This window comes from Stenotrophomonas sp. YJH_SMC_21 (assembly GCF_059369555.1).
Genome location: NZ_JCAFSU010000018.1, coordinates 62,346 through 81,558, shown reverse-complemented (window position 1 = coordinate 81,558; position 19,213 = coordinate 62,346). Strand labels below are relative to the sequence as shown.

Here is a 19,213-nt window from a genome sequence, read left to right as displayed (position 1 = left end):
GCTGGCCGAATGCCAATGCCCTTGCTGAATGGATCGCGGGTGAGGGCGCCCGCATCAAGCCCTGCTCAATCGGCCGGGCTGCGTGAATCGCGGACCGAGTAGATCACCGAGAAGATCTTCCACCCCTGTTCGGTGCGGATCAGCTGCCACATTTCCTTGCCCCAGTTGGTCTTCACCCCATCGTCGTGGAAGCTGTAGTCAAACGAGACCGAAGCCACATCACCATCCGTCTCGATCTTCGTGTTGGAGAACTTCTCCTCCTTCGGCTTCGGCGAGGCCACCGCCCCGTCGATCAGCGCGATGAAGTTGTTTGCAGGAATCTGCCGCGCCTTGATTGCATCGGGCTTGGCCTTGCGGATGTCCTGCAGGCGCACATCCTCGGAAACGAACTGCCAGCCGATGTCTTCCGGTTTATCAGAGAAGAACAGGCCCATGTAGGTCGGCTTGTCCTTGTTGATCAGCGAAGTACGGAACGCTTCGACCACCTGTTCGATCGCTTTTACATCCGCCGCTGATGGCTGCTGGCTTGCGTGGGCCGGCTGGCCTGCGATGAGGCCAACAATGAGAAACGCGCTCTGGAATCCGGTGGTTCGCATCATTCATTTCGGCCGCAGTGTGGTGGGAGCGCGCCAGGGCCACGGCTACAGGGCCCCGGCGCGCTCCGCATTCAACGATGCAGCGCGTCAACAATCAAGCCGGTGGCGATCTCCACCAGCAGATACTCGTTATCGGACTGGCGCACCCAGCGCCGGTCGCGGCCCGGTTCGCGCAGGTCATAGCGCGCGTAATCGTCTACCCAGTAGCGGCGGTCCACTTCGGCCCATGGCAGGCGCTCGCCACGTCGCCAGGCCTTCTTCTGCCAGCCCGGCGGCGGCGCATCGCGGTGGTGCGGGCCGCCTGCGTGCGGCGGCGGCCCGTTGCCTCGGGCGTGGTGCGGCGGATCGGCGAAGGCGGGGGCCGCGGCCAACGCGGTGGCTGCGCTCAATGCGATGGCAAGCAAACGTGTGGTCTTCATGGGGATGCCTCCGTCATGGCCGCAGCATGCGGCGCTGTGGCGGGAATATAGGGCAATCCATGTGAATGAATGCGGGTGTAGGCGGTGCTTTTCTGAACGGACGGCGCGGCCTGCAGTCGTCGCCAGGCAGCGGATCATTGGACCGCGCCCGGGGCCGAGTCCGTTGCGGCCCAGCCTCCGCCCAACGACAGAAAAAGATCCATTTGCCGGTCAATGCGCTCCGCGCGCGATGCAGCCAATGCGGACTCCGCATCTGCCAGCGCGGCCTGGGCCGAAAGCACGTCGAGAAAATCGATCCTGCCGAAACGGTAGAGTTGCTGTGCCTGCCCGGCGGCCCGCGCTGCGTCCATCCGCGCCTGCGCCAGGCTGTGCTCGCGTTCGAGCTCCTGTGTGCAGGCAGAAAGCGCGGTCTCGGTCTGGCGCAATGCCTGCAGCACGATGCCGTCAAAGGACGCGAGAACTGAATCTGCATTGGCACCGGCCGCTGCGATGCGGGCCTTGGCCGCGCGGCGGTTGGGCCAGTGCCATGACAGCACGGGGCCGATGCTCGCACCGAAGCCGTCAGCCGACAGCAGATGCGCCGGTGTGCCGGCCACGCCCGAAGAGGCGCCCAGGGTGATCTGCGGATAGAGACCCGCCGTCTCAGCGCCGATCATTGCAGTTGCGGCGGCCAGCCTGCGTTCGGCTGCGCGTATGTCAGGGCGCCGCTGGAGCAGTTGCCAGCCGTCACCGACCGGTAGCGCCTGCTCCAGCTCAGGGGGCTGCGGGCATGCTTCGGCCTCCCTGGGATAGTCTGCCGGGAGCCTGCCCATCAATGCGGCCAGTTCGAACAGTGCGGCCTGGCGTTCGGCCAGCAGGCGCGGTATCGCCGCCGCGCTGCGGTTGACGGCGGCACCGGCACGGCTGACATCGAAGTCCGTTCCGCGCCCACCTGCAGCCAGCCGTCGGGTTGCCTCCAGCGTGGCGCGCTGTATTGCCAGCACTTGCCGGGTTGCAGTGAGCGTGTGATTGCTTGTGCACACCTGGAGATAGGCACGGGTGACGGCCGCAGCGACGGCCACGCGGACCTGGTCGCGTGCCGCAGCAATCGCCTCCGTGTCCGCGTTGGCGGCTTCGATGCCGCGGCGGATGCCACCTGCGAGATCCAGCGGATAGGAGAGGTGGAGGCCCAGCGCATAGGATTGCGGTGCGGCCGACGCCTGGGTGTAGCCACCGGCATGGGTGAGCGTGCCCGATGCATCCACGTCCCCTTGCACGGCACCGCGCGCGCGGTACTCCAGCACGGTCGCGCTGGCGCGCCGAAGGTTGGCATCGGCGGCGCGCAGGTCGGTATTGGCCGCCAGTGCTTCGCGTACGTAGGCGTCAAGCTGGGGGTCGCCATACAGTTGCCACCATCGATCCGGTGGCGCGTCGTGGCTGAACGATGCCTCCTTGCCCGAGACGAACGCCCGCGCCGCCCGTGGGGAGGCTGCGACAGCGCTCGCCGGCAGGTGATAGTCGGGGCCGGACACGCAGGCCGTCATCGGCAGCAGCAGGGCAAGCAGCCCGCCACGTACTGTCCGCACGCTCACTTGCAGGCTCCCTGCGCCGAGGGGGTGATGGTCACACTCGCAGTGCGACCTACGATCAGCCGGGTATCCGGCGGCGCATCATCGATACGGATGCGTACCGGGATGCGCTGTGCCAGCCTCACCCAGGTATAGGTCGGCGCCACGGCGGGCAGCAGGTTGTGCGTGCTTGAGCGCTGATCGTCGGCAATGCCGGCGGCGATGCTGTCAACGTGTCCGCGGACATCGCGGGTGTCGCCCATCAGCCGCGCCACCGCGGCATCGCCCTCGGTGATGCAGGCCAGTTTGGTTTCCTCGAAGTAGCCCTCGATACGCAGGCTGCGGGTGTCGATCAGCGCCAGCGCCTGCGCACCGGGTTGCAGGTAGTCGCCCGCATGCAGGTCCAGGTTGGTGACGATGCCATCGGTGGTTGCGCGCACTTCGGTGCGTTGGACATTGAGCTGGGCAACGCGCTGTTCGGCCCGTGCCTGCGCCAGGGCAGCCAGCTCGGTATCGACCTTGGCGGCATTGCGTTCGCGCGTTTCCGAGGCGACCAGGTTGCCAAGTGCGTTGTCCCGTGTCGATTCGCGGCGGGCCAGCGCCAGCGTGGCGCGAGCGCTGCTGACCGCTGCGTCGGCCTTCTCAAGCGCGGCAGCGAAGCGCGGTTGATCCAGCACCAGCAGCAACTCTCCGGCGCTGACCCGCTGGTTGTCGTGCACCAGCACCTGGGTGACCAGCCCCCCCATGTCCGATGCAACGCGCACCACATCGGCGCGCACCCGCCCATCCCGCGTCCATGGGCGCATTTCGTAACGCTTCCAGAGGGACAGTGCGGCGACGACAGCAATCGCGAATACAACCAGCGTAGCGCTCCAGCGCCCGATGACGGCAAGCAGGTGTTTCATTTCATTTCTCGAGCAGGGGCGAGAGCCGGATCATCAGCTCCGCCAGGATCACGAACAGGGACAGGCCCACCAAGGGCCGCGCGGCGAACAACCGGTACAGGCCGAGGCTGGCGAGCAGGCGTGAGGTCAGCATCGACAGCACCAGCGCGGCGGCGGCCACGGCGAGCAGGCCGGGAATGAGCACGCCATCAATGGAAAGATCAGAGAGCATGTGGTCAGTGCCGATGGGTGAGCGGGGATGCCAGCAGGTCGCGGCGCAACCCGCAGAGCAGGTGCGACAGATGCCTCTGATCAGCCCCGCTGCTGGCCGTCGCGGCCTCGCGCATGCGGTCGAGCAGTTCCAGAAGATGGATGTCGACACTGCGTGGCGCATGGCCGCGGATCCTGAAATGTGCGGCGATGCGTTCGATCAGCGCCGCATGAAGCACCCGGACCTGCGGGTTGTCCTGGCACTTGTCCAGTGCGCGGAGTTGGCTGGATGCACGTACCGCGCGCACGTCCGCAAAGAATGCCCGCAGGTCGTGCGCGGCGCTCGAACGGCCCTGCAACCTGGGAGCGAGCAGCCCGATTCGATCCAGCATTCGGCTAAGCCACGCGCGGGTCACATCACCTTGTCCGGCGGCGTGTCGTGCGATATCCCGACGGATGGAACCCTCCAACCGCGTGCGGTTGCGGCCCGCATCGGCGGTCTGGAACAACTGCATGCTGCACAGTGCCATTGCCGTACCGACGAACAACGCAACGCTGTTGTTGAGTGCGCCGACGATGTTGACCGTATTGGTCGCACCCAGACCTGCGATGAGCGGGAAGGTCAGCACCACGCCCAGGGCGGCCATGATGAAGGGCGGCCGGGCCAGGAACGATCCGCACAGCAGCAGCACCGGCGCGAGCGCGGCCATCAGGCCGACGAAATCGGACAGCGCGGGGAAGATCAGCAGACCGTAGAGCAGGCCGACGGCAACGCCGATGCACGATCCCACCAGATAGCGCATGACATGCGGCGCAGGCGCTTCGATCGTGCCGAACAGCACGCACGCCGTGCCGATGATGGACACCGCCGTGGCGCCCTCCGACCAGCCGGTAACGACCCACAGAACGCAGCTCAGCAGGATGCCTACGAACGCCCCCAGTGCGCTGCGCGCGGCGTTCCTGTGATCCCGGTGAATCACTGCGCCCTGCACATTCCGCGCAAGACGGTCAGGCACATGCCGGCGCCAAGCGGGCCGGGCAGTGTGCAGCTCCGCCTGCAGTACGCGGCAATCGGCGTGGGCAAGGTCGAGCTCGGCCTGTTGCGCGGCGAGGCTGGCCTGCAGCAGATCGCGCCAGCCGCTTGCATCCATTGTGCCGGCCTGCGGTGAACGCAGCCGAGCGATGGAATCTTCCACCGCGCTGGACAGCATCAGTACGTCCAGCATCCGGTCATGCAGGGCACGCAGGATCTGCACCTGGGCCACGCCGTGGGCGCTGTCGAAGGGCAGGTGGATCGACAGCACATGCAGCTCGAGCAGGTCGGCGGCCACTTTCGAGCGGTCCGTCGCCAGCACCGTGTCCGATGCACTGGCGCGCATGTCGCGTGTCCATCGTTCCGCATCGTCCAGCACGGCAGCAACCCGTACGTGCACGCGCATCGAAACCCGGCGCGGCAGCACCAACCCATGTACCAGCGTGGCGGCCAGGATGCCGATGGCGATTTCCTGCACCCGCGTGATGGCAATGGTGAACACCTCTCCCGGCACCATCACCGCAGGAAACCCGATCAGGCTGGTGGTATAGCCGGCCAGCAGGAACGCGTACGCACGTGGCGTGCGGTCGAGCATCGCCAGGTACAGGCACAGCGCCATCCACGTGGCGAGTGCGGCGCTCAGCACCAAGGGTGCATTGGCGAAACGTGGCACCAGCGCGACGGTGGCGACGGCCCCGCCCACGGTACCGAGCAGGCGGAACAGGCCGCGGCTGAGTGTTGCCCCGGAAAGGGGCTGCGACACCAGATAGACCGTGCCGACCACCCAGAACGGGCGGTTCAGGCCGATCCGCAGAGAGACATACAGCCCCAACGACGCGGCGAGCAGGCATTTGAGCGAGAACAGCACCGCCTCCTGGTCGGTCCTGAGGGCAGGGCTTTTAAACCGGGCAAATGCCTGGAGCAGGTGGGGGCGGAGCGGGGTGGGGGAGTGCATGCAGCTCATGCTAGTGACCGGCCGCACTGGCGAATTTCGCTACAATGACAATCAATCGCTAAAACCGGTCAACGTGAGAATGGCTCGCATTTCGCTCCCCGGCTTTGACCTGGACCCGGACGAGACCGATCGCCCGGCGGTTGCCAGCCGCCTTCAGGTGGCCGAGCACGACGCGGAAATTCCGGTGCATGAGCATCGAAAGGGTCAGCTCATTCTTGCGCTGCATGGGGCGGTGACCTGCGAAGTGGCCAATGCGCTGTGGATCGTGCCGCCCCAGTGTGGCGTCTGGATTCCGGGCGGCATGCCGCACAGCAACCGCGCCACCGCCAACGCGCGCCTGTGCTACCTGTTCGTCGAGCCCGGCATCGTCGACCTGCCGGCGCAGTGCGTGACGCTGGCCATCTCGCCGATGCTGCGCGAGATGATCCTGCATCTGGCCGACGCGCCGCTGGACTATCCGCATGGCAGCCACACCGACCGGCTGGCGCGGGTGTTGCTGGACGAGCTGGTACAGATGCCGGCCGAGCATCTGTCGCTGCCGGTCAGCCATCACCCGAAGGTGCGTGCGCTGGCGGCGGCGCTGTCGGCGGATCCGTCAGACCGCAGCACCATCGGCCAGTGGGCCGTGCGCCTGGCCCTGGGCGAGCGCACGTTGACCCGCCTCATCGAACGGGAAACGGGATTGTCCTTCGGGCGCTGGCGGCAGCAACTGCACCTGCTCATCGCCATTCGGGAACTCGCCGCCGGTGCACCCGTACAACGCGTTTCCGAGACGCTGGGCTATGAGTCGGTGACGGCCTTCATCACGATGTTCAAGAAAGCGCTTGGCCTTTCCCCGGCGCGGTACTTTGCGGTGCGCCTGCGTGGGCAGTAGCCGGGGACAGCCCGGGAAGCCCCTGCCTGGAACAGCTACTTCGAGGTGCCGGAGACCGATTGAATCGCTGCCACCACCGCAGCGGGTTCCTCGCGCTGGAGGGTGTGGCCGGTTGCCAGGTAGCGGTGCGAGCCGCGCGTGAATCCCGAGAAGAGCAGGGCGTGCTGTGCTTTCCAGAGCGCCTTGCCCGCTGCGGTTTCCTCGAAGAACAGCGGTTCGGCAGCCAGCTGGGTTGCAGTCAGCAGCGCTACCGGCACGTCCGGCATCGTGCGCGGGGTTTCCGCACCGGGTGCATCCAGCTGTTCGGTCAGCACGGCGTAGTCGGCGGCCATGGCTGGCGGCAGCATCGCCCGCAGCTGGGCATCATCTGCCTGCACGCGGGCACTGTCGGCCTGCTTGAACGCATGGCGCTGCCCCATCGTGGCCGGGTCCACCAGCACCAGGCCCTGCAGGCGCTCCGGATGGCGGCGTGCAAACTCCGTGGCCAGCAGGCCGCCATAGGAGTGACCCACCAGCACAACGCGGCGACCGGGAGCGAGCGTATCGATCACGGCCGTGAGGTCGGCCAGATGCGCATCGATGCGCTTGGGATGACCGTCGCTGCCGGACTTGCCGAGTCCCGCACGGGCGTAGGTGATGCTGTGGTAGTCGCGCCCCAGACCGGCAACCACCTCCTTCCAGGCCCCCGCGCCCTGCCCGAAACCGGATTCAAAGACCACGGTGATCGGGCCGGCCCCCATCTCTTCGGCCTGCAGTGTGTAAGCGCCTCGATCCACCTGGATTTCCCCTGCGTGCGCGGTGCCCACTGCGGCCATCATGGCGGCCAGCGCCCACAACGTCACTCGGCTGCTCTTCATTGCCATTCCCCTGGGCCGTGACGCGTGCCAGCCCTTCCGATGGGTCAGGTCTGCAGCGGAGTGCCACAGCCTGCCGACCTCGCGACAGGTCGTGTTGGTAATGTAGTGAGGTATAACACCGACTCCCTGTGCAGAAAGTCATGGGGACGGGGCGTAGACCGCTGAATGGCGTTGGATGCTTGAATCTGTGATCGGTTACGCGGCTCCACACTTGAACGTGCAAGCGTCCTCAACGATAAAGGCGGCATGTGGCACTGCCGCATTCCGGACCAGGGACGATCCGAAGCATGACGCGGGGCACAGCTCCGCGTTCTCGTTCCCGCCGGCGCTGTGTTCGTCCAGGAAGGAGAACAGGGATGTTGGAACGACTGAAGACCATTTTGTGTGCCGTGCTGGCGATCGTTGCCGTTGGCTGCATTGCGCCGGCTGTTGTACAGGCGCAGGAAAGCAAGATCACCTGGCGTATTTCGCAGCCCGGCGGCAATTCGACGCAGTACAAGACCCAGCAGCAGGCGGTGCAGGCGATCAAGAGCCTGCCCGCACCGAGTCCGTTCCCGCCGGAGTTCCAGTTCGGTTGGCAGTCTGTCGACAAGATCAAGTCGAAAGTCGTGGACTTGAACGGAAATACGTCGATCACCTACTGGATGGGGAAGGCACAACCCTCCGATCCAGACTGGACCTATCTGAGTACAGCGGAGTTTTCGACCGAAGAGGCGATGGTCGCGAGTTATCTCGCTGAAGTCCAGGCAAGTAACCCTGTGTGTCCGGGTGCTGCTGTTACACCACAGGGTGACTGGTTCTCCGGCGTGCCCGAAATGGAAGGCGTAGTCGAGTCCAGGTTCTATCAAATCACCGATATGATCGGGGAGAACACGGCCGAATCGCCCTGCGCTCCCTACGTGAGCCAGATGGCCTTCGGCCGCAAACGCCGGCTTGATTGCCCTGTTCCACTTACGCAGTGGTCCAACAAGCACAACGCCTGCGTCAACGAGGAATTCGTTGCGACCATCACCTCGAAGTCGCAGAAGTGCGACAAGGACGGCGGCAACGGTAGCTGCCCCATGCCCCGCAACGATACAGCGGCGAACATGAGTCCGATTCCCGACAAGGACCCGGCCTCCAACGGCGGTACCTGCGACGGCAATGTCGGCAACCCATGTGATGTTAAAACGGGCGAGAAGTATGAGATCGCGCAGGACTTTGATCTGGGCTGGATCGCGCTGACGCGCTTCTATCACTCCGGCATCTCCACCTCATCCGGTGGCTTCGGCTATGGCTGGACCCATTCGCTGGGCGCCCACCTGGCACTGGATGGCGTTGACAGTGTGGGCATCATTGAAAGCACCGGTTTCCAGCGTGCATTCAAGAAGATCGGCCAAGCCTATGAGGCGGACGACGACAGTGGTGACCGTCTGGTCCAGAACGGCAACTGGACACTGTACTCGGCGGATTCCATCTCTACCTTCGGCGCGGACGGGCGTCTTGCCGCCAAGCGCTTCCCGGATGGCACGTCGCTGGCCTACATCTACGACGACAGCGACCGCCTTGCGGCGGTCACCCACAGCAGTGGCCGCACACTGGAGTTCGTTTACCAGTCCAACGACTATGAGGCGTTGATCAGTTCGGTGCTGGTCGAAGGCGTTGCGCTCGCCACCTATACCTACACGCCGCAGAACCAGGTCGCCACGGTGACCTGTGCGGGTGGTGGTGTGCGGACATATCACTACGAGAACCAGGACTTCCCCCAGCACCTGACCGGCATCACCGCTGAGGACGGTCGCCGCTACAGCACCTTTACCTACGATTCCATCGGTCGTGTGATCTCCAGTCAACATGCCGGCGGTGCCGATGGCGTGACACTGGCCTACAGCCCCAATGGTGGTGCGTTGGTGACCGACGCGCTGGGGCGGCAGACCGACTACACCCTGACACCCGGGGGCGACACCGCTCCGTCGCGCAAGGTGACCGGCCTGAGTGATTCGCAGGGAACCGTCAGCCGGACCTACTACGACCAGAGTGTCGACTTCCGTCGGCGCCTGGATACCTACACTGATCGTCGCGGTATCCAGACCAAGCACACCTATGCGCAGGGTACTGATGCGGTGAGCGGCCGTGCCGTCAGCATCCATACCGTGACCGAAGCGGTCGGCTTGCCCGAGCAGCGTGTGGTGACCACGGCGCGCGACGTTGAAACCAATGCGGTACTGACCACCCGGATCGGCAATCGTGAAACCCGAACGTCCTTCAATGGCCGGCGCCAGCCGACAACCAACACGGTGACCGACATCGCGTCCGGTCAGACGCGCATCACCAGCTATACGTACTGCGAAGCCGCTGATGTGGCAGTGGCAGGCAGCTGCCCGGTGGAGGGGCTGCTGAAGAGTGTGGATGGCCCGCGCACGGATGTGGCCGATGCCGTTACCTATGCCTATTACTCGGCGGATGATGCAGGGTGCGCGACCGGAGGTGCCTGCAGCTATCGCAAGGGCGACCTGCGCAGCGTGACCAATGCGCTGGGCCAGACGGCCGAGACTCTGGCTTACGACGCGTTCGGGCGGCCGTTGTCGGTCAAGGACGCCAACGGCGTGGTGACTGATTACACCTACCATCCCCGCGGCTGGCCGACCTCCATCACCGTGCGCGGCGCGACCACGGCCGAGGATCGGGTCACCCAGCTGAGCTACTGGCCAACCGGCCAGGTGCAGAAAATCACCGAGCCGAATGGCAGCAGCGTGTCCTACTTCTACGATGCTGCGCTGCGCTTGACCGACATCGAGGACAACGCGGGCAACACGATTCACTACATGCTGGACAACGCCGGCAATCGCCTCAAGGAAGACACGCTCGATGCAGGCGGCACGCTACGTCGCACCTTGGCGCGGACGTTCAACACGCTCGGCCAGCTGACCGCACTGAAGGACGCAGGCAATCACGCTACCGGCTTTGCCTACGATGCCAACGGCAACCCGCAGACCGTGACCGACGCCCTGCAGCGCGTGACCAGCCAGCAGTACGATCCGCTCAACCGACTGGCGCAGACCCTGCAGGATGTCGGCGGCGTGGCGGCGGAGATCCGCAGCCAGTACAACGCGCTGGACCAGGTCACCCAGGTCACCGACCCGAAGGGCCTGCATACCACCTACGCCTACAACGGTTTCGGTGATATGACCGGGCAAGTCAGCCAGGACAGTGGCGCCAGCAGCTTCGCCGTGGACGCCGCCGGCAACCGCAAGACGGCTACCGATGCGCGTGGCGTCACCGCCACCTATCACTACGATGCACTCAACCGCCTGATCGGTATCGCCTACCCGGACCCCAATCTGGACGTGGGCTACAGCTATGACGTGGCGCCTGCTGCGTGTACCGCCGACGAGCGTTTTGCCAAGGGGCGCCTGGGGCAGGTGCTGCACGCCAATGGAAGCGCCCAGTATTGCCATGACCGCTTCGGCCAGGTCACCCGTAAAGTGCAGACGATCAATGGTGTCGCCAGCACGCTGCGCTACGCCTATAGCAAGTCGGGCCGTCTGACTGCGTTGACCTACCCCGACGGCAGCGTGGCCGACTATGTACGCGATAGCCAGGGGCGCATCAGCCAGATCGGCCTGACCCGGCCCGGCCAGGCACGCCAGATCGTGGTGAACAACGTGACCTACGCGGCCTTCGGCCCGGCCACCGGCTGGGCCTATGGCAATGGGCGGCAGCTGCAGCGTCCGCTGGACTTGGACTATCGCCCGCAGGCGGTGCACGACCCGGCTGCGGGCGGTCTGTCGCTGGGCTACGGCTACGACCCGGTCGGTTCGATCACCGAGCTGAAGAACGGCGCAGGTTCGACGGTGCTGGCCAAGTACGCCTACGACACGCTGGGCCGCCTGACCCAGACCCAGGACGGCGCGACCGGCACGCCGATTGAAACCTATGCCTACGACGCCACCGGCAATCGCACCGCGCTGACCACCTCGGCAGGCACCGCCAGCTACACCTACCCCGCAACCAGCCACCGGCTGACCGCCGTGGACGGCGAAGCGCGCAACCATGACGCGGTGGGCAACACCACCAGCATCGGCGGCAAGACGTTCATCTACAACGATGCCAACCGCATGAACGCGGTGAAGCAGGGCAATGCCGTACTGGAAAGCTACGGTTACAACCACCGCGGTGAACGCGTTCTGCGTACCCCGGCTGGTGGCGCAGCGCAGATCACCTTGTACGACGAAGCAGGGCAGTGGCTGGGCAACTACTCGGCCACGGGGCTGGCGCAGCAGCAGGCCATCTGGCTGGACAACTACCCGGTGGCGCTGATTAATGTGCCGGCTACCGGCGTGCCGGAGCTGGCCTACGTCCAACCAGATCATCTGGGTACGCCGCGCGTGGTGATCGATCCGGTGCGGAATGTTGCAATCTGGGAGTGGAGCAACAAGAGCGAGGTGTTCGGCAACCAGATGCCGAGTGCCGACCCGGATGGGGATGGTGTGGCGTTCGAGCTGGCGCTGCGATTCCCAGGCCAGCAGGCCACGGATGCGAGTGGGCTGTTCTACAACTACCAGCGGGAGTATGACCCTGCGGTGGGGCGGTATTCGCAGAGTGATCGCATTGGACTCAGGGGCGGGATCAGCACATACGGATACGCAGGTGGCGTCCCGTCGTCTTTGATAGATCCACTTGGTTTGTGTCCCTGCGAGTGCGTCGACTACTTAGGCATGACGTTCGGTGTGGCAGACCTCACCTTTGGAGGCTTGGAAGCTGTGAATGGCGCAGGAGCCACCATTGCCGGTGTTTTGTCTCTGCAGCCCGAAGTTGCAATCCCCGGATTCCTGGTAATGGTGAATGGTGGAGCAACGGCGTACGATGGAGTGTCAGCGATACAAACCGCTCAAGATGGAAAGGAAAGAGAATCCATCTACGCCGAGGTGGGCGGGGAGTTGCTGGGGCCAGTTGGCGCGAAGACGGGAGAGCTGTTGTCGTTTGGCTTGACGTTCAGCGGTCACCTTAAGGCCACACGGAAACTGTTGCAACGCGTAGCCACTGACAAGGATGCACTGGATGCCATGAAGGCGGTGAGGGATGTTTCGGGTGGGTCCGGGTGCAATTGCAAATAATGGAGATGATATGCATATGCGCAAGAAAATATTTAATTGGCTTGGTTTGTTGTTCTTTGCGCTAATCTTCTTGAGGTCCTCGTCCTATCTTGTATTGAAGGCGTATGCGATTGGCCGCCTTGAGAGGGGCGATTATTTTGTAATGTTGCCTATGGCGCTGGGGTCGCTCCTGATCTGCGGCATGTTTATGGCAATTATTATTAAAGGAGTGAAAGCCAATCGGTAAGCTCCGCCTGGAGACTCGCGCGCGACGTATGGTTGCGGCAGATTGTATGGGTATCACTTCACGATTTGCAGCTAGCTGGAATTCGTCTTGATCCGGTGTCGGGTGTGAATGGTTCTCTGTTCGATTGCAGGATCTTGCGAGAGCGCTCAGCGAGAACCTGCTGGTCGACTCTCCGGTGATCCGCCGGATTATTAATGTGTGAGATATGAAACATGAAAACATGGAGCTCCTCAGCCCTCCAGGAAGGTCCGTGGCATAGCATGAGAGCGTTTGATCTGCGGTGTTTGAAAAAGGACGCCGAAGCGAAACCATAAGGCGTTATTGGAAAAGAGGGTGCCTAATGCCCTGCGTGGGTAGGCCTAAAGGTGCAAGCGCATTCCCATAGGACTGGGAATATGGTGGGATCGGGCATCGGCAGCTGGCCAATGAGCTTGAGTGTCGCGCATATCAAGAGCGGATGATCTGCGCAACTCGGCTGCGCGATGGAGGACTCGGAGGCGCCGCAGTAGACAAGGCCTACAGCAGGGCAGTAAAGGAAGGAGCAACACGCAATGCGATGCATTCGGATACTGGCCATCTTCTCGCTCGTTCTGGGCCAGCTGGGGTGCCGGGATGATGCTGAGAGTTCAACGTACCCCATGGGTCAGACTGGAAAGACTTGCACTGCCTTCAAAGGCTTTGATCGCCAGCCTCCCGAAGTGGTTGTTACCGAACTGGCTAGACGGGGGTTGGACAGTCGCAGGTTGATCCATAAAACAGTTTGCGGCTCGATCACCAGCTGGGAGATCCTTCCTGCAGGGGCGTCGATCAATCGGATACCTCCCCCAGATACCTACGTGAACGTCTGGCTGAGGGAAAACGGCTCTGTTTCCGTCAGTACGGACCTCCCTTGATGTCGGCGCTCTGATGCTCACGCATCGGGCCAGCGCGCCTGCGCAATAGGTCAGCTAAGGCGAAGTCGCGCTCACTTGATGTCATCCGGGTGGACCGCGCGTGGCAATCGCTCGGTCGCCCGATGTCCCGGCTTGGGCGCGGAGCAGAAAGAGCGAAGTGTTTGGCAACCAGATTCCGAGTGCCGACCCGGACGGGGATGGTGTGGCAGTCGAGCTGGCGCTGCGCTTCCCGGGGCAGCAGGCCACGGATGCGAGTGGGTTGTTCTACAACTATCAGCGCGAGTACGACCCGGCGGCGGGGCGGTACTCGCAGAGTGATGCTATTGGATTGAAGGGGGGGCATCAGCGCTTACGCTTATGTGGATTCGAATCCAATCATTGCTACCGATCCGAAGGGGCTGGCAAAGAAGAGAGCGTGTGTCGCGGCCTACACCGCTGGAGGTGCGGTTTGCGGCGGTGCGGCGGGCTACTACGGAGGAGGCACTGTGGGAGGCATCAGCGGCGCGGCGGCTTGCAGTCCATCAGGCCCAGGGGCAGCAGTCTGCGCCATCGGCGGCGCGGCTGGCGGGAGTGCTCTCGGCGGTGCCGCAGGTTCGGTGGTCGGCGGGTTTCTGGGCAATATCGCCGGTCAGGCGATGTGTTCGGACGAGGAGGGAGAAGATTGTGAGGCCCTGCTACGGACTGACACGGATACCTGCAATGGAATCACCAGGGTGCGTGGCGCAAGAGCTGGTGCGGTCTGTCATGCGTCGGCGACGCAGAGATATGCTGCGTGTCTTAGCGGAAGCCCTATTCCGCCATTGAATACATGGAACAATTGACAATGAATACGTATGACCATCTCGTCTGTGTTGATGAAGATGCAAAGGAATTGGTTGTTTTTCGGGTGGGGGCAGATGGGAAGAGGACCTTGTTCACCAGGGTGGCGCTTCCGCAGGTTGAGGGATGGTCTGCCGAGTTGCAGGATCTTGCGAAAGCGCTCGGCGAGAACCTGCTGATCGACTCTCCGGTGATCCGGCGGATTCTCAATGTGTGAGACATGAAACAGGGAGCTCCTCAGCCCTCCAGGAAGGTCCGTGGCATAGCATGAGAGCGTTTGATCTGCGGTGTTTGAAAAAGGACGCCGAGAAAAGCGGAATGCGGGCCGTTGGAAATTTCTTGATTGCCTTGTATGCGCGAGATGTGATCTCTGGGTATGCGATAGCGCCTGCACCGTCTGCTATCTACTTATGGACCTTCGTGATTCCCACATATGATGATTTTCCCTACCTGCACATATCTCTAGGTCAGAGGATTGCAGGTGCGGAAGTGGATAGAGTTTTTTCCGTGGAATGCGTGAGAGGATTTTGAAGTTGCCAATGTCCAATGCTATTCAAAATAGACTAGATGCGATTCATTCTGTACTGAAGAATGGTGGTGAACCGGGAGCGCAGCATCTTCTGGAGACGTGGTCTGTTCAGACGGCTCGATTGGTCGGCGGCAGCTCCTGGGGCAGCGGACGGTAGCGAATTGTCTCGCTGGGCGCAGCCCCAACGCAGCAGGGAATACCACGCTCTGGCAGCAGATCGTTTACCTGCAGCGACCCGGTGCGTGATGTCGCGATCTGGGATTGGAGCAACAAGAGCGAAGTGTTCGGCAACCAGATTCCGAGTGCCGATCCTGATGGGGATGGTGTGGCGTTCGAGCTTGCGTTGCGCTTCCCGGGCCAGCAGGCGACGGATGCGAGTGGGTTGTTCTACAACTATCAGCGGAATACGTCTCTGCAGTGGGGCGGTATTCGCAGAGTGATCGCATTGGACTACTTTGGGGGATTGCAAGCTTTGCGTATGTTGGTGGGAATCCTATTTCACAGTCCGATTCTCTGGGATTGTGCGAAGACGATAATGGTTCTGATGCGTCCATTCATCAAAAGACATATGGCAAGTACTTCAAGTCATGCATGTCTTACGTTCAGCCTCCGACATGGTTGACTTTGCCGGTGTCTAGTGCATCCGTTCTGATATTGTTTGTTGAAGTGCCCTTTGTTGCCGGTGTTGCAACAGTGGGAGGAGGAGCGCTGGCGAGCTATGAGGTTGGAGCAGCTATAGTCTGCGCTATGGCTGGAATTCAAACTCTGCAGTGAGCCCTATGAAACTGACACGCGGGTGGCTTCTTACATTTTCTGGGATTTGGCTAGCACTTTCGGCCTTGATGCTGTGGCTTGACCGAGTCTGGGATGCGTGTGGCGCGTTCCTGGCTGCGGCAGCCTTCTTTCTGGTTGCCTTGAGGAGAAAGCAGCATTTGGCTGGTAGATCACAAGAGTAGCGCGCCTTCTCGGCCCTCTCTTCGAGGAGGGGGCTTGAGAATTGTGACTCCACCGGTAATCGCACCCCGCTGACCACTTCGGCAGGCACCGCCAGCTACACCTTTCCCCCAACCAGCCATCGCTTGGCTGCGGTGGATGGCGAGGTACGCAGCCATGACGCAGCGGGCAACACCACCAGCGTCCAGGTGGAGAACGTGGAAGTCGTCGGATTCGGGGGCGTGGTGTTCCTGTCCAGCACGACCCAGGTTTTCGGAAGCGACATTGCCACGGCCATGCTTGCCGATGCCGACGGCGTACCGGTGAGGGTCACCTTGTGCCTGGACAATCACGATCAGCTCTTCGAGCTGGAGCTGTGCAAGGTGGACTTCTCGCCGATCATCGGCGTCGATCTGAGGAGCGCTTTCAGCGAGTACTGACGCCTGCTGAAAGCGATCCAAGCTGAAGGGCGTTGCGCATCGCCTTCACCCTTCGGGCTGCAAGCGCCCCACCGCCTGCGCGCACAACGACTGGCAGGCCATGACCAACCCCTCCATCACCCGGTCGCCCACGTACTCTTCGGGTTCGCCATTCTGCCGGGTGCGTTCGGCCGCCAGCAGCATCTCCAGCACCACCCGCAATCCGCTCAACGCGCAATCGGCATCTGCCAGGGCCAGGCAGCGGCCGGGCAGCTGATGCCGCTCCGGCCACGGCTGCCCATCAGCCGCCGCACCGGAGCCGATGCGGTGGAGATTGGCAATGAAGGTGTTCCTGTCCACTGTTGGCGCAGCCTGTGGCGAGCCGTCGTCGCCGGCGGTGCTGCGGTAGGCGTGCAGATGCGGGAAGTCCGATTCGTTCATGGCAAGGCTCCGTGCAGGGCAATCGGTAGCCGCCACCCATAAAAGTGGCGGGCGGTACGTGGTTCGAATCCGGGTTGGTCCCAAGCCGGTGGGCGCGAACGCCCCCACGCACCGCCCGCCATAGCCGGCAGACGGATTGCCAGCCGGCGCCACGGAATGTGGACGCCGACTGGCAAGCGCAATCACTCAGGACCAACTCGGGATTCGAAACCCGGCCACCCTTTTCCGGTGGCACGCCATCTGAGCCCCTGGCGCTGTGCAATGCCAATCAGAACAGTTGCAAACATCACTCGATTGGAGACGCTTTCGGCATTCTCCCACGCTGTTAAGCACCGCCAGCGCTAGCTGGCGCGGCGGTCCGCCCGCACCGTGCAATCTGCGACAGGTGTCGAGGTTGGGGGGCGTTAGGGAACAAGGGGGGAGGGGCGATGACGACAGGCTCTGAAGGGAAGGGCCTGAGTCGAGCATGGCCCGCCTCTACAAGCGTCAAAGCGTGACGTGCGACTCGGGTTGACGTTCCCAGCCACCAAGCGCAGGCTTGTTCAGCACGTTTCCTAAACAGAAGGAGACTTATGACCGCGACCGCTTCGCTGCACCCCACCCCCGACACCCAGGGCCGTTCCCGCCTGTGGAGTGTGTTCTGGCTGCAGGGCGTCATTCCCAGCAACATTCTGTGGGCGGTAGCCCTGTGGGCGCTGGCCAACCAGCGCACCACGCTGCTGTTGGGGGTATTTGCCGTGCTGCTGCTCTATACCGGCTGGATCATCCCGGCGGTCTGGCGGGCGGCGCCCACCGCGCACAACCCCAACCTGGGCGTGGCCGCGCGCGGGTTGACCGTGGCCTGGGGGCTGAACACCGTGCTGGTGATCTTCTTCCTGACCCTGCAGCTGGTGGCTCAATAGAACTGAACGGGCTCGCCGCCACGGTCGAAGGCGGCGAAGCGGCCGATCTGACCGTCATGGATGGCGTTGACCATCAGCTTCAGCGGGCGCGCGGCTTCGTCGCTGTTGGGTGCGAAACCGCCTCTGCCATCCAGCGCCGCCACGAACACCAGGTCCCAGTCGATGCCGGTGGTGGTCGATTCGGTCGCCAGCGCCTGGAAGCTGGGCACCTCGGCTGGCAGCTTGTCCACGCACAGCACCGGCGACAGGGTGCCGCCCTCGCGGCGGTCATGCCGGTCGCGCTGGTCACCGGTGGGCGATTCGGGCAGCTCGGCGCGCACGAATACGAACAGCAGGCGTTGCGGTTCAGCCTGCTCGCCGGCGGCATGCAGCAGTTGCTGGAAATCGTTCATCATCATGAGGGTTGTCACACGCCCGCTGCACGGAAAGCCGCATGCTGCCACAACGCCTGCCGCGCGGGGCCGAACGCGATTGATTTAAGTCATGCCCATGGAACTGAAGGCCGCGTACTCTGGCAATCGTTCCAGCAGGCGAGGGTATCCGGGCCGTTCCGGGCACAGGCAAGACGGTGGAGCAACAAGGTGGACCAGCCATGAGCCAACTCACCGACGGTTTCGGACGCAGCTTTCCGTACCTGCGCCTGTCGTTGACCGAAGCCTGCAACTTCCGGTGCAGCTACTGCCTGCCCGACGGGTACCAGGCCGACGGCCGCCCGCGTTTCCTGCAGGTGGATGAGATCGGCCGCCTGGTGCGGGCCTTCGCGGCGCTGGGCATGAGCAAGATCCGCCTGACCGGCGGTGAGCCCAGCCTGCGCAAGGACCTGGACGAGATCATCGCCACGGTTGCGGCGGTGCCGGGCATCCGCAAGGTGGCCATCACCACCAACGGCACGTTGCTGCCGCGGCGCCTGCCGGGGTGGCACCGGGCCGGCCTGACTGCGCTGAACGTGAGCATGGACAGCCTGCAGCGCGAACGCTTCAAGACCATCACCGGGCACGACCGCCTGCCGGAGATCGAACAGGGCCTGGCCCTGGCGCAGGCGTTGGGCCTGCCGGCGATCAAGCTCAACGCGGTGCTGCTGCGTGGCCTGAACGACGACGAGCTGCCGCAGTGGATGGACTACCTGCGTGACCGCCCCTTCAGCGTGCGCTTCATCGAACTGATGCGCACCGGCGACAACGAAGCCTATTTCCAGCGCCACCACCTGCGTGCCGACGTGGTGATCGAGCAGCTGCTGGCCGCTGGCTGGCACGAGCGGCCGCGCGCGGCCGACGCCGGCCCGGCGCGCGAGTTCGGCCACCCCGACCATCGCGGCAGCATCGGCATCATTGCCCCGTATTCGCGTGACTTCTGCAAGGGCTGCAACCGCCTGCGGGTGACCGCCAAGGGCGACTTGCGGCTGTGCCTGTTCGGCGAGTTCGGCGTACCGCTGCGCCCGCTGCTGCAGCGCGATGAGGACCACGACGCGCTGCTGGCACGCATCACCACACAGCTTGGCCTGAAAGCGGCCGGGCATGGACTGCACCAGGGCCAGACCGGGCTGACCCCGCACCTGGCCTCCATCGGAGGATGAGCAACAC

Annotated in this window: 15 protein-coding genes and 3 pseudogenes; 9 read left to right on the top strand and 9 right to left on the bottom strand. The window is 63.5% G+C overall.

Translation table 11 applies throughout. From position 1 onward, the window contains the following. Positions 1-65 precede the first annotated feature (65 nt). The 6 genes from AC5P67_RS18070 to AC5P67_RS18045 all read right to left on the bottom strand — a co-directional run bounded on the left by AC5P67_RS18070 (position 66) and on the right by AC5P67_RS18045 (position 5,644). Positions 66-596 (bottom strand): Cif family virulence factor, encoded by a 531-nt coding sequence (locus AC5P67_RS18070; protein ID WP_012480496.1) that lies wholly within the window; start codon positions 594-596, stop codon positions 66-68. A 71-nt stretch (positions 597-667) separates the two neighbouring features. Next, complete coding sequence (locus AC5P67_RS18065; protein WP_005409930.1) at positions 668-1,015, bottom strand: RcnB family protein; 348 nt, start codon at positions 1,013-1,015, stop codon at positions 668-670. A 134-nt stretch (positions 1,016-1,149) separates the two neighbouring features. Beyond that, complete coding sequence (locus tag AC5P67_RS18060; protein ID WP_111193484.1) at positions 1,150-2,586, bottom strand: efflux transporter outer membrane subunit; 1,437 nt, start codon at positions 2,584-2,586, stop codon at positions 1,150-1,152. Further along, a complete protein-coding gene (locus AC5P67_RS18055) occupies positions 2,583-3,467 on the bottom strand; it encodes an HlyD family secretion protein (protein WP_111193483.1) in 885 nt (294 codons plus the stop codon). The genes AC5P67_RS18060 and AC5P67_RS18055 overlap by 4 nt, the downstream gene beginning before the upstream one ends. A gap of 1 nt (position 3,468) precedes the next feature. Continuing rightward, positions 3,469-3,678 carry a DUF1656 domain-containing protein gene (locus AC5P67_RS18050; protein ID WP_005409927.1) on the bottom strand — a complete coding sequence of 70 codons (210 nt, stop codon included), beginning with the start codon at positions 3,676-3,678 and terminating at the stop codon, positions 3,469-3,471. A 4-nt stretch (positions 3,679-3,682) separates the two neighbouring features. Beyond that, positions 3,683-5,644 (bottom strand): FUSC family protein, encoded by a 1,962-nt coding sequence (locus tag AC5P67_RS18045; protein ID WP_241889032.1) that lies wholly within the window; start codon positions 5,642-5,644, stop codon positions 3,683-3,685. A 79-nt stretch (positions 5,645-5,723) separates the two neighbouring features. Between AC5P67_RS18045 and AC5P67_RS18040 the strand changes: the two genes are divergently transcribed. Further along, positions 5,724-6,518, top strand: a complete 795-nt coding sequence (locus AC5P67_RS18040; protein WP_033835087.1) for an AraC family transcriptional regulator — start codon at positions 5,724-5,726, stop codon at positions 6,516-6,518. Positions 6,519-6,553: 35 nt separating this feature from the next. On the opposite strand, the gene AC5P67_RS18035 is transcribed toward AC5P67_RS18040, so the two are convergent. Next, positions 6,554-7,375, bottom strand: coding sequence for an alpha/beta fold hydrolase (locus tag AC5P67_RS18035; RefSeq protein ID WP_099498042.1), 822 nt, complete (start codon positions 7,373-7,375; stop codon positions 6,554-6,556). Between the two features lie 356 nt (positions 7,376-7,731). Between AC5P67_RS18035 and AC5P67_RS18030 the strand changes: the two genes are divergently transcribed. The 6 genes and pseudogenes from AC5P67_RS18030 to AC5P67_RS18005 all read left to right on the top strand — a co-directional run. Beyond that, complete coding sequence (locus AC5P67_RS18030) at positions 7,732-12,471, top strand: RHS repeat-associated core domain-containing protein (RefSeq protein WP_495215043.1); 4,740 nt, start codon at positions 7,732-7,734, stop codon at positions 12,469-12,471. A gap of 10 nt (positions 12,472-12,481) precedes the next feature. Further along, positions 12,482-12,697: a hypothetical protein gene (locus tag AC5P67_RS18025; protein ID WP_044570362.1), complete on the top strand. Its 216-nt coding sequence runs from the start codon at positions 12,482-12,484 to the stop codon at positions 12,695-12,697. Positions 12,698-13,672: 975 nt separating this feature from the next. After that, positions 13,673-14,003, top strand: a pseudogene (locus AC5P67_RS18020) (RHS repeat-associated core domain-containing protein); the annotation flags it as partial. A gap of 410 nt (positions 14,004-14,413) precedes the next feature. Further along, entirely contained in the window at positions 14,414-14,626 is a 213-nt protein-coding gene (locus tag AC5P67_RS18015; protein ID WP_005409921.1) for a hypothetical protein, read from the top strand. Positions 14,627-15,119: 493 nt separating this feature from the next. Then, positions 15,120-15,460: pseudogene (locus tag AC5P67_RS18010) on the top strand (RHS repeat-associated core domain-containing protein); the annotation flags it as partial. 479 nt (positions 15,461-15,939) lie between these two features. Further along, positions 15,940-16,311 (top strand): annotated as a pseudogene (locus AC5P67_RS18005) (DUF6984 family protein); the annotation flags it as partial. 45 nt (positions 16,312-16,356) lie between these two features. On the opposite strand, the gene AC5P67_RS18000 reads toward AC5P67_RS18005, so the two are convergent. Then, positions 16,357-16,731: a hypothetical protein gene (locus tag AC5P67_RS18000; protein WP_044570359.1), complete on the bottom strand. Its 375-nt coding sequence runs from the start codon at positions 16,729-16,731 to the stop codon at positions 16,357-16,359. Positions 16,732-17,303: 572 nt separating this feature from the next. Here AC5P67_RS18000 and AC5P67_RS17995 point away from each other — a divergent pair. Beyond that, on the top strand, positions 17,304-17,633 hold the full coding sequence (locus AC5P67_RS17995) for a hypothetical protein (RefSeq protein ID WP_005416862.1): 330 nt from the start codon (positions 17,304-17,306) through the stop codon (positions 17,631-17,633). Here the strand turns inward: AC5P67_RS17995 and AC5P67_RS17990 are convergent. Further along, positions 17,627-18,031 carry a hypothetical protein gene (locus tag AC5P67_RS17990; protein ID WP_012480480.1) on the bottom strand — a complete coding sequence of 135 codons (405 nt, stop codon included), beginning with the start codon at positions 18,029-18,031 and terminating at the stop codon, positions 17,627-17,629. The genes AC5P67_RS17995 and AC5P67_RS17990 overlap by 7 nt on opposite strands. A 194-nt stretch (positions 18,032-18,225) precedes the next feature. Here AC5P67_RS17990 and moaA point away from each other — a divergent pair, with 194 nt between their 5' ends. After that, positions 18,226-19,206, top strand: a complete 981-nt coding sequence (gene moaA / locus AC5P67_RS17985) for a GTP 3',8-cyclase MoaA (protein ID WP_062606552.1) — start codon at positions 18,226-18,228, stop codon at positions 19,204-19,206. Positions 19,207-19,213 lie beyond the last annotated feature (7 nt).

Excerpts from the sequence above, each read along its gene's own strand:
- AC5P67_RS18065 (WP_005409930.1), bottom strand. The coding sequence starts at position 1,015 with ATGAAGACCACACGTTTGCTTGCCATCGCATTGAGCGCAGCCACCGCG.
- AC5P67_RS18040 (WP_033835087.1), top strand. The coding sequence starts at position 5,724 with ATGGCTCGCATTTCGCTCCCCGGCTTTGACCTGGACCCGGACGAGACC.
- AC5P67_RS18055 (WP_111193483.1), bottom strand. The coding sequence starts at position 3,467 with ATGAAACACCTGCTTGCCGTCATCGGGCGCTGGAGCGCTACGCTGGTT.
- AC5P67_RS18030 (WP_495215043.1), top strand. The coding sequence starts at position 7,732 with ATGTTGGAACGACTGAAGACCATTTTGTGTGCCGTGCTGGCGATCGTT.
- AC5P67_RS18035 (WP_099498042.1), bottom strand. The coding sequence starts at position 7,375 with ATGAAGAGCAGCCGAGTGACGTTGTGGGCGCTGGCCGCCATGATGGCC.
- moaA (WP_062606552.1), top strand. The coding sequence starts at position 18,226 with ATGAGCCAACTCACCGACGGTTTCGGACGCAGCTTTCCGTACCTGCGC.
- AC5P67_RS18050 (WP_005409927.1), bottom strand. The coding sequence starts at position 3,678 with ATGCTCTCTGATCTTTCCATTGATGGCGTGCTCATTCCCGGCCTGCTC.
- AC5P67_RS17995 (WP_005416862.1), top strand. The coding sequence starts at position 17,304 with ATGACCGCGACCGCTTCGCTGCACCCCACCCCCGACACCCAGGGCCGT.
- AC5P67_RS18025 (WP_044570362.1), top strand. The coding sequence starts at position 12,482 with ATGCATATGCGCAAGAAAATATTTAATTGGCTTGGTTTGTTGTTCTTT.
- AC5P67_RS18000 (WP_044570359.1), bottom strand. The coding sequence starts at position 16,731 with ATGAACGAATCGGACTTCCCGCATCTGCACGCCTACCGCAGCACCGCC.
- AC5P67_RS18070 (WP_012480496.1), bottom strand. The coding sequence starts at position 596 with ATGCGAACCACCGGATTCCAGAGCGCGTTTCTCATTGTTGGCCTCATC.
- AC5P67_RS17990 (WP_012480480.1), bottom strand. The coding sequence starts at position 18,031 with ATGATGATGAACGATTTCCAGCAACTGCTGCATGCCGCCGGCGAGCAG.
- AC5P67_RS18045 (WP_241889032.1), bottom strand. The coding sequence starts at position 5,644 with ATGCACTCCCCCACCCCGCTCCGCCCCCACCTGCTCCAGGCATTTGCC.
- AC5P67_RS18015 (WP_005409921.1), top strand. The coding sequence starts at position 14,414 with ATGAATACGTATGACCATCTCGTCTGTGTTGATGAAGATGCAAAGGAA.